Source organism: Neisseria sp. HMSC070F02, from assembly GCF_001814225.1.
Lineage (GTDB): Bacteria > Pseudomonadota > Gammaproteobacteria > Burkholderiales > Neisseriaceae > Neisseria > Neisseria meningitidis.
This window is the reverse complement of sequence record NZ_KV815385.1, coordinates 1-9,172: the sequence shown is the minus strand read 5'-3', so window position 1 is coordinate 9,172 and position 9,172 is coordinate 1. Positions and strand designations below refer to the sequence as shown.

Annotated in this window: 9 protein-coding genes and 1 pseudogene; 3 read left to right on the top strand and 7 right to left on the bottom strand. The window is 48.5% G+C overall.

Annotated features, from left to right (window positions below):
- Nucleotides 1-126: 126 nt before the first annotated feature.
- The 4 genes and pseudogenes from glyA to HMPREF2959_RS03275 all read right to left on the bottom strand — a co-directional run bounded on the left by glyA (nucleotide 127) and on the right by HMPREF2959_RS03275 (nucleotide 4,063).
- Nucleotides 127-1,377, bottom strand: coding sequence for a serine hydroxymethyltransferase (gene glyA / locus HMPREF2959_RS03290; RefSeq protein ID WP_002235737.1), 1,251 nt, complete (start codon nucleotides 1,375-1,377; stop codon nucleotides 127-129).
- Nucleotides 1,378-1,531: 154 nt separating this feature from the next.
- On the bottom strand, nucleotides 1,532-1,795 hold the full coding sequence (locus HMPREF2959_RS13165; RefSeq protein ID WP_002255552.1) for a hypothetical protein: 264 nt from the start codon (nucleotides 1,793-1,795) through the stop codon (nucleotides 1,532-1,534).
- 62 nt (nucleotides 1,796-1,857) lie between these two features.
- Nucleotides 1,858-3,633, bottom strand: coding sequence for a gamma-glutamyltransferase (gene ggt / locus HMPREF2959_RS03280; RefSeq protein ID WP_002235738.1), 1,776 nt, complete (start codon nucleotides 3,631-3,633; stop codon nucleotides 1,858-1,860).
- A 167-nt stretch (nucleotides 3,634-3,800) separates the two neighbouring features.
- Nucleotides 3,801-4,063 (bottom strand): annotated as a pseudogene (locus HMPREF2959_RS03275) (glutaredoxin family protein).
- A 345-nt stretch (nucleotides 4,064-4,408) separates the two neighbouring features.
- Here HMPREF2959_RS03275 and HMPREF2959_RS03270 point away from each other — a divergent pair.
- Nucleotides 4,409-4,627 carry an HP1242/YdcH family protein gene (locus tag HMPREF2959_RS03270; RefSeq protein WP_002213659.1) on the top strand — a complete coding sequence of 73 codons (219 nt, stop codon included), beginning with the start codon at nucleotides 4,409-4,411 and terminating at the stop codon, nucleotides 4,625-4,627.
- A gap of 158 nt (nucleotides 4,628-4,785) precedes the next feature.
- On the opposite strand, the gene HMPREF2959_RS03265 is transcribed toward HMPREF2959_RS03270, so the two are convergent.
- The 3 genes from HMPREF2959_RS03265 to plsY all read right to left on the bottom strand — a co-directional run bounded on the left by HMPREF2959_RS03265 (nucleotide 4,786) and on the right by plsY (nucleotide 7,541).
- Entirely contained in the window at nucleotides 4,786-5,760 is a 975-nt protein-coding gene (locus HMPREF2959_RS03265; RefSeq protein WP_002234846.1) for a class 1 fructose-bisphosphatase, read from the bottom strand.
- A gap of 245 nt (nucleotides 5,761-6,005) precedes the next feature.
- Nucleotides 6,006-6,851, bottom strand: coding sequence for a 23S rRNA (adenine(2030)-N(6))-methyltransferase RlmJ (locus tag HMPREF2959_RS03260; protein WP_002227199.1), 846 nt, complete (start codon nucleotides 6,849-6,851; stop codon nucleotides 6,006-6,008).
- Nucleotides 6,852-6,938: 87 nt separating this feature from the next.
- Nucleotides 6,939-7,541, bottom strand: a complete 603-nt coding sequence (gene plsY / locus HMPREF2959_RS03255; RefSeq protein WP_002227201.1) for a glycerol-3-phosphate 1-O-acyltransferase PlsY — start codon at nucleotides 7,539-7,541, stop codon at nucleotides 6,939-6,941.
- Between the two features lie 55 nt (nucleotides 7,542-7,596).
- Here plsY and folB point away from each other — a divergent pair, with 55 nt between their 5' ends.
- Both folB and HMPREF2959_RS03245 read left to right on the top strand, forming a co-directional pair.
- Nucleotides 7,597-7,953, top strand: coding sequence for a dihydroneopterin aldolase (gene folB / locus HMPREF2959_RS03250; RefSeq protein ID WP_002221051.1), 357 nt, complete (start codon nucleotides 7,597-7,599; stop codon nucleotides 7,951-7,953).
- A gap of 33 nt (nucleotides 7,954-7,986) precedes the next feature.
- Complete coding sequence (locus HMPREF2959_RS03245) at nucleotides 7,987-8,523, top strand: NUDIX hydrolase (protein ID WP_002243503.1); 537 nt, start codon at nucleotides 7,987-7,989, stop codon at nucleotides 8,521-8,523.
- Nucleotides 8,524-9,172: the final 649 nt, after the last annotated feature.

Sequence of the window (9,172 nt, the reverse complement as noted above, 5' to 3'; positions counted from 1 at the left end):
AGAAATCTCCTAAATGTCTTGGTGGGAATTTAGGAGATTTTGGGGGATTTTGCAAAGGTTTCCGCCTGAAACATTATGAGATTTCAGGCGGCATTGGATTGCTTGGCGGAATATTTTTAAAAAGGCTTACGCGCCGTAAACGGGGTATTTATTGCACAAAGCAGTTACTTGTTCGCGGACTTTGGCGAGGTTGGCTTCGTCTTCGGGGTTAGACAATACGTCGGCAACCAAGTTCGCCAATACGCGCGCGTCGGCTTCGTTAAAACCGCGTGTGGTCATGGCGGCGGAACCGATGCGGATGCCGGAGGTAACGAAGGGTTTTTCCGGATCGTTCGGAATGGCGTTTTTGTTGACGGTGATGTGCGCTTTGCCCAAAGCGGCTTCGGCGGCTTTGCCGGTGATTTTCATCGGTTGCAGGTCGACGAGGAAAACGTGGCTTTCGGTGCGGCCGGAAACGATGCGCAAACCGCGTTTGACCAGTTCTTCCGCCATGGCGGCAGCATTGATTTTCACTTGTTTTGCGTATTGTTTGAACTCGGGTTGCAACGCTTCTTTAAACGCTACGGCTTTGGCGGCGATGACGTGCATCAGCGGACCGCCTTGCAGGCTTGGGAAGATGGAAGAGTTCAACGCTTTTTCGTGGGTATTGTCGCGGCACAAAATTACGCCGCCGCGAGGACCGCGCAGGGTTTTGTGGGTGGTGGTGGTAACGAAGTCGCAGAACGGCACGGGATTGGGATATTCGCCGCCGGCAACCAGACCGGCATAGTGCGCCATATCGACAAAGAGGTATGCGCCGACTTTATCGGCGATTTCGCGGAATTTTGCCCAGTCGATTTGCAACGCGTAGGCAGACGCACCGGCCACAATCATTTTAGGTTTGTGTTCGAGAGCCAAGCGTTCCACTTCGGCATAATCGAGCACTTCGTTTTCATCCAAGCCATAAGTAACGGCGTTGTAGAGTTTGCCGGAAATATTAACGCTCGCGCCGTGGGTCAGGTGGCCGCCGTGCGCTAGAGACATACCCAAAATGGTGTCGCCTGGTTTTAAAACGGAAGCGTACACGGCTTGGTTGGCTTGCGAGCCGGAGTGCGGTTGGACGTTGGCGTATTGCGCGCCGAACAGTTTTTTGACGCGGTCAATCGCCAATTGTTCGACAATATCGACGTATTCGCAGCCGCCGTAGTAGCGTTTGCCGGGGTAGCCTTCGGCGTATTTGTTGGTCAGCTGGGAACCTTGCGCTTCCATTACGGCGCAGCTGACGTAGTTTTCAGAGGCAATCAGCTCGACGTGGTCTTGCTGGCGTTGGTCTTCTTGGGCAATGGCTGCTGCCAAATCGGGGTCATATTGTGCGAGGGTAACGCTTTTTGAAAACATGTTCTCGGCTCCTTTGTGTAATCAGGGTATCATGAGTGTTTTTTGTATAAAAAAATACTTCAAAACCTAAGGCAGATAGTCCATAATGCGTAAATTTTCTTTGGCATTATCAGGTAATTTATTTAACATGCTGGTTTTTAGCGTCTCATTACCTTTATGTTAGTACAAGGCTACCCAAAGGCAATACATCAAATGGTAAATTTTCGGCAGTTTGTGCAAAATCAATCAAATAACCAGCACCAACCACATCTTTATCAGCCATAACCCGCTGATACACCACTTGCCAAGACAACTCTCCTGCCCCACCATGTCTTAAAATCAGATGAATGGCTTGTAATGCTGTGTTTGGCGTCTCACAAATTGCGAAGATCTGCTCAGAAGCTTGCTTGATGGCTTGTATTTTTGTTTGATTACTCACAATTTCCCCCTATTTTAATATTAACTTAATGCGGTCAAATTCACAAAATACAAGCTTCACCTCTAATCACCCATCACTCGACCTTCTCGGCGTGGATCGGCACCACCAACCAGCCTGCTTGGCTCGATAATAATGGCTTGAACACCTGAATTTAGCTCACGCACGTCAGTCTTATAGCCCAAATCATTTAATGCTTGTTGCCACTGGAGGGCGGTTGTACCCGTTTCTAGTTCATAGCTACCAAAGCGATTTAATAAATTGGGTGCACTGATGGCATCTTGGATATCCATATTCCAGTCACTATGTGCCACAATCGTCTTAGCGACATAGCCAATGATACGGCTACCACCTGGGGAGCCGATTGCCATATAAGGCTTGCCTGCTTTAAATACGATGGTTGGTGCCATTGAGGAGCGTGGTCTCTTGCCGGGCTCGACACGATTGGCGACCTGTTTGCCCTGCTTTATTGGCTCAAAACTAAAGTCTGTCAGCTCATTATTCAGCAGGTAGCCATTTGCCATCAAAGTTGAGCCAAACGCATTTTCAATGGAAGTCGTCATTGATAGCACATTGCCCGCCTTATCCACAATTGATATATGACTGGTAGAAGGTAACTCAATCGCTTGTGAGGACACCCACTCATGAATAAAATCGCCTGCAGATACGCTAGGCAATGCCTTATCCGACTGCTCAAGCAGCTGGCTGCGATGTTTTAGGTAGTCTTTAGAAATCAACTGGCGAATGGGTACTGGTACAAAATCAGGGTCGCCCAAATATACATCACGATCCGCAAACGCAAGCCTAGAAGCGTCGCCCAAGAGACGTAAACCTTCAGCATCATACCCCACCTGATTGGGTGAAAATTCATTTAAAATCCCCAAAATTTGACCCACAGCAATCCCACCTGAGCTTGGTGCACCCATACCGCATACTTCATAAATACGATAAGTCACACAAACAGGCGGGCGTTCCACCACTTGATAATCAGATAAATCTTGTAAGGATAATTGACCGGGGTTATCCTTAGCATTTTGGACAACTGAAACGATATTTTGGGCATATTTACCAGTATGCAGAGCTTTTGCACCTTGAGCTGCTAACGCCTGAACACTGTCAGCAAATTCTAAATTTTTCAGCAAGCTGCCTGCTTGTAGCGGCACACCATTCGGCAAAAAATAAGCGGCTGTTTTTGGATAGCGTGCCAAATGCTGCTGATTTTGCTCAACCGAGATGGCAAGCCTTGGCGACACCTCAAAGCCTTGTTTTGCCAAGCGGATCGGTGTATCAAATAATTTTCCCCAAGGCAATACACCGTATCGCTGATGTATTGTCTCCATCAGTTTAGGGATAGCAGGCGTACCCACCGAGCGACCACCGACCACCGCTTCCATAAATTTCAATGGTTGACCATCTTTATCCAAAAATAATTCCGGCGTCGCACGCATCGGTGCCGTCTCACGCCCATCAAATGTGGTCAATGTTTTGGCGGTATTATCCCAATACAACACAAATGCACCACCGCCCAAGCCTGACGACTGTGGCTCTACCAAGCTTAGTGTCGTCTGCACCGCCACCATCGCATCTGCAGCGCTACCGCCTTGCTTTAAGATATCATAGCCAGCTTGTGTTGCTAATGGATTGGCTGACGCTACCATAAAATCACTTGCAATCACCTGCTTTTGTTCGATCAGTCCCGTTGCATGTTCAGGCGTGTGAGCGTCTGCACCTGTGATGACAGCAGAATGAGTATTAACCTTACCTTGATTGGCATGGATGACTTGACATCCAGAGATTGTCATAGACATTATCAATGCAGTCAATAAATATGTTTTAGCCACAAGCACTCCTTCGCCTGAGTTTGATTGATGATTCATACAAGGCATGCTGATTATTGTATTTAATATGGCTAAATAATTCAATCCAAACTATCAATCTTGACCATCAAAAAAAGACCGCTAATGTCATCAGCAGTCTTTTTTGATATTTATTTTAAGATATTAAGTAATCAGACCTTTGGGCTATGCTCTTCAATGAGTGGTTTTAGCTCACCTGATTGGTACATTTGTAGGATAATATCACTACCACCGATTAACTCACCATTAACCCAAAGCTGTGGAAAGGTTGGCCGATTGGCGATGAGTGGTAGAGTACTGCGAATTTCTGGGTTTTCTAGGATATTAACAAAAGCAAAGGGTCTGCCAATTGGGTCAGCACCTCTACTGCACGCGCTGAAAATCCACATTGGGGAAACTGGGGCGTGCCTTTCATATATAGTGGATTAACAAAAACCAGTACGGCGTTGTGCCTCGCCCTAGCTCGAAGAGAACGATTCTCTAAAGGTGCTAAGCACCAAGTGAATCGGTTCCGTACTATTTGTACTGTCTGCGGCTTCGTCGCCTTGCCCTGATTTTTGTTAATCCACTATACAGTAGGAAAGGCTGAAAATTTATGCGTAAAGCGTGATATTGTCAACGTTTTTATCAACCGGACGGCGGTGTTAAAAGAAAATTTTGCCGTATCCGATAAAACACTGGATAAAAATATTATCTTTGTTATAATTAATGTAAAGATTCAGTTTGACTTTTTAACCGTAAACCAAGAGAGGAAAGCGATATGTTCCCAGAATACCGTGATTTGATTTCCAAATTGAAACAGGAAAATTCCCGCTTCGCCCGTCTGTTCGACGAACACAACGAGCTGGACGATAAAATTACCGGTCTGGTCAACAATCCGGTTACCAGCGGTGCGGAAACCATCGATGAGCTGAAAAAAGCCAAATTGAAACTGAAAGACGAGTTGTACGCCATCCTGCAAAAAGCAGCGGGCAAATAAATTCGGGCTTTAATTTTTAAAATGCCGTCTGAAAACTTTTCAGACGGCATTTTTGCCGTTCGGAAAGGTGGTTTTCTATCTTTTTAAGGCTATAAACGAAATATCGGCGGCAGCGTCGGATGCGCGCTGCCGCCTTTCTTTATCGGTCAGGCTGCCTTTTATTTTGAATGCAGGCGGTTGAGGTAATCCACTTCTTCGCTGCTGCCCATAATGACGGCGACGCGCTGGTGCAGGCTTTCGGGACGGATGCCGAGTATGTCCTGACGGGCGTTGCTTGCCGATGCGCCGGCTTGTTCGAGTATCAGGGCCATAGGATTGGCTTCATACATCAGGCGCAGTTTGCCGGGTTTGGACGGGTCGCGTTTGTCTTGCGGATACATGAACACGCCCCCGCGCATCAGTATGCGGTGGATTTCGGCAACCATGCTGGCTACCCAGCGCATATTGTAGTTTTTGCCGCGCGTGCCGGTTTCGCCCGCCAAGAGCTCGTCGATGTATTGTTGGACGGGGGGCAGCCAGTGGCGGCGGTTGGACATATTGATGGCAAATTCTTTGGTACTTTCGGGTACTTTCGGTTTTTCTTTGGTCAGCACAAATTCGTTTTCGGCATTGAGCGTGAACATATATACGCCGTGTCCGAATGTGAATACGAGCTGGGTTTGAGGCCCGTAGAGGATATAGCCTGCGGCAAGCTGCTGTCTGCCCGTTTGAAGGAATGATTCGGTTGCCAATGCGCCTTCGGGTTTTTCAAGGATGGAGAAAATTGTACCGACGGAAATGTTGACATCAATATTGGACGATCCGTCTAAAGGGTCGAATAGGACGAGATAGCGTCCGTTTTCACCGGCACTTACGAAAGAGTCTTCTTCCTCGCTTGCCAAACCGGCAACGGCAGGGTTGGCTTTGAGTGTGTCAATCATGATGTTGTTGGCGATAACATCCAGTTTTTTTTGGTCTTCGCCCTGAATATTGCCCGTGCCCGCCATACCCAATACGCCGGCCAGTGCGCCGAGGCGGACTTTGGCGTTGATTTCGGTGCAGGCGGAAACAACGGACAGTAAAACGCCGCCGAGTGCTTCGGGCAGCTGGTTTTGTTGCAGGTGTTCGGGGAGGAATCGGGTCAGTGTGTCCATAGTTTGCTCGTTTCGGAAAGGTTTGTGCCGTCTGAAAGGCGGCAGGTTATTGTGGCGTATTCCTTTGGTGCGTTTTGCAGGATAGTCTAGGGGATTGTAGTGTAAAAAAACGGCATGGGGCAAGTCGGAACGCGGCAGGCGGATGAGGGGATATTTATTCTTAAAAGTGCCGACTGCCGGTATATCGTCCGGTTTTGTTTATTTGACGGGAGATGTTGTCTGAAGGGTTTCAGACGGCATCGGGGTCAGCGGATTTTGCTGTCCAAAAGGTAGCGCGCGCCTTCGTCTTGCGCCAGCAGCCGCGTCAGGGCGGGGAGGTTTGCCGCCAATTGTTCCGCCAACAGATAGGGCGGATTGATGACGAACATTCCGCTGCCGTGCATACCGAAACCGTCGGCTTTCGGCGCGTGGACGTGCAGTTCGGCGTGAAGGTAGTTGTCGGGAACGAGTTTTTTCAGTTCTTCGGGCAGCTTGCGGCTTTCTTCGCGGCTGAGGCAGGGATACCAGATGAGATAACAGCCGGACTCAAACCGTTTTAAAGCGGATTTCAGCGTTTCCGTTACACGCCAGTAGTCCTGTTTTTCCTCGTAAGGCGGGTCGATGAGGACGGCGGCACGGCGCGGCGGGGGCGGCAGCAGGGAAATCAGCCCTTTGTAACCGTCTTCGCGCAACACTTGTCCGCGTTTGCCCAATCCTGCTTCGCCCATATTGTTTTGCAGATGGACAAAGTCGGTGGGGTGCAGCTCAAACAGGCGTAATTTGTCGCCGACGCGGGTCAGCGATTGTGCCAGCCACGGAGAACCGCAGTAAAGTTCGGGCGAGGGCAGGATTTTTTGTATGTGCGCGGCAAAGTCAGAGAGTTCGGCAGGCAGGTTTTGCGCCTGTCGGAGCAGGGCGATGCCTTGCCGGTATTCGCCGACTTTCTGCGCCTCGCTGCCTTCGAGATTGTACACACCCGCGCCGCCGTGCGTGTCGATGTACCAGTAGGGCTTGTCTTTGCGGTTGAAATATTGCAGCACTAAAAACAAGGTAAAGTGTTTGAGCATATCGGCGTGGTTGCCGGCGTGGAATGCGTGTCTGTAACTGAGCATGGTATGAAAGCCGTTTGTGCGGAAATGCTGTCTGAACGCGGGAACATGGTTTCAGACGGCATGACGTAATGGAAAACAAATGCCGAATCAGCGTTTTTCACCGATTTTGCTTTCTTTGCCTTTAATCAGGTTGAGGATGTTGCTCTTATGGCGGAGCAACACCAATATGGCGATTGCGAGGGTTGCGAAAATCCAAGAAGTATGCGGCATAAAAAACAGTGCGGCAAGGGGGGCGGCGATTGTGGCGGTTAATGCGGCAAGGGAGGATACTTTGAAGCCGAATGCCATCACAAGCCAAATCAACGCGCAGACCAAGGCAGTTGCAGGAGAGAGTGCCAGAAGCACGCCCAATGCCGTTGCCACGCCTTTGCCGCCTTTAAATCCGAAAAACACCGGCCACATATGCCCGACCAGCGCGGCGAGTGCGACGGCCGCGATTGCGCTGTCGGATAAACCGAGCGGTTCTTGAAGCACGCGTGCAAGCAAAACGGCAACTAAACCTTTGGCGGCATCGCCCAAGAGCGTCAGCGCGGCCGCCTTTTTTTTGCCGCTGCGTAAAACATTGGTTGCCCCCGGATTGCCCGATCCGTAGGTGCGCGGGTCGTCCATGCCGTAATATTTGGACACGATGACGGCGAAAGAAAGTGAGCCGATCAGATAGGAAACGGCAACAGCCGATATGTTGAACATTTGCGGTACTTTACTTAGAATGGTGCGGTTATTTTAGCAAAAAACGGGGCGGATTATGGATAAAATCTTTTTGCACGGTATGAAGGCGGATACGCTTATCGGCGTGTACGGCTGGGAGCGCGAACGGTTGCAGACCCTGATTGTCGATTTGGACATCGGTGTTCCCGAGAAAGCGGGTTCGGACGACGATATTGCCAATACGGTGCATTATGCCGAGGTATGCGAAACGCTGCGCCGACATCTGAAAGAACAGGATTTCCTGCTTTTGGAAGCGTTGGCGGAATATATTGCCGATTTGGTTTTGGGATATTTCGGCGCGGTGTGGGTGCGCGTGAAAATCGTCAAGCCGGGTATTTTGGAAGGCGTGCGCGAGGTTGGCGTGGAAATCGAGCGCGGCAAGCGTGAAGATTGAACGGCAGAATAGGAAACGGAAAGGAGATATGAAGTGGATTTGAGGGAAGTAAAATTAGGCGGCGAAACCATTTACGAGGGCGGTTTCGTCAGTATCAGCAGGGATAAGGTCAGGTTGCCCAACGGCAATGAAGGGCAGCGTATCGTCATCCGCCATCCGGGTGCGGCATGCGTGTTGGCGGTTACGGACGAGGGGAAAGTGGTTTTGGTGCGGCAGTGGCGTTATGCGGCAAATCAGGCGACATTGGAACTTCCTGCGGGCAAGCTGGATGTGGCGAGCGAGGATATGGCAGCATGCGCTTTACGAGAACTGGCTGAAGAAACGCCTTATACCACCGACAGCGTACGCCTGCTTTACAGTTTTTATACGGCGGTCGGTTTTTGCAACGAAAAAATGTATCTGTTCGAGGCGGAAGGCGTGCGTTTGGGCAGTACGCTTGCCAATGACGAAGACGAGATTACGGAAACCGTATTGATGTCGAAAGAAGAAGTCCGTCAGGCATTGGCAAACGATGAAATTAAAGACGGCAAGACATTAATCGGTTTGCAATACTGGCTGATGAAGGATTGACAGGGTGTTGAACTGCCCTCCGGAGTAGATTGGCGGGCATTTTGTTTGGCGGATGAGATATGCCTTTTCGGCTTGTCTCTGGGCGCGTCCTTTAAAGTCATTCGTGCTTTAGTAATAAGAGGGAAAAGGGTATAATAATTACCCAAACGAACGTGATCATTTTTAAGAATGGTTAATAATGAAAATCTTTGTTACTGATTTTTCTTACCGGTTTATGAGCTTATTAATTCTTTCTTATATACCGTCAATTCATTCATCGGAAGATGATATTGATTTTGGCAAAAGGGTTATGATGGTTACTTTTTTTGCATTTTTAGACACAGTAATAGAGCGTTTTTTTTAATAAAAAGCCTTGGTAGGTTTATCCTGCCAAGGCTTTTTCTTTGTTATAGACCTAAAAGCCCAATTTGAATTTGAGAACGGTAATTGGCACGGGCGGTATTTAAACAACCGAAGCCGATTTATGGAAGATAAGGAAATGATATGATATCTATTTTTAAAGCTTATTACGATGTTTATGAATTTAATGGGGAACTATTAAAAAGATGTATATTTTTAGATGAAGAAAATGAAGAAAATAATGAAATAATTAAAGATAGAATATATGGATACTTAATTTATGTTTTAACAGGAGACCTTTATCTACAAA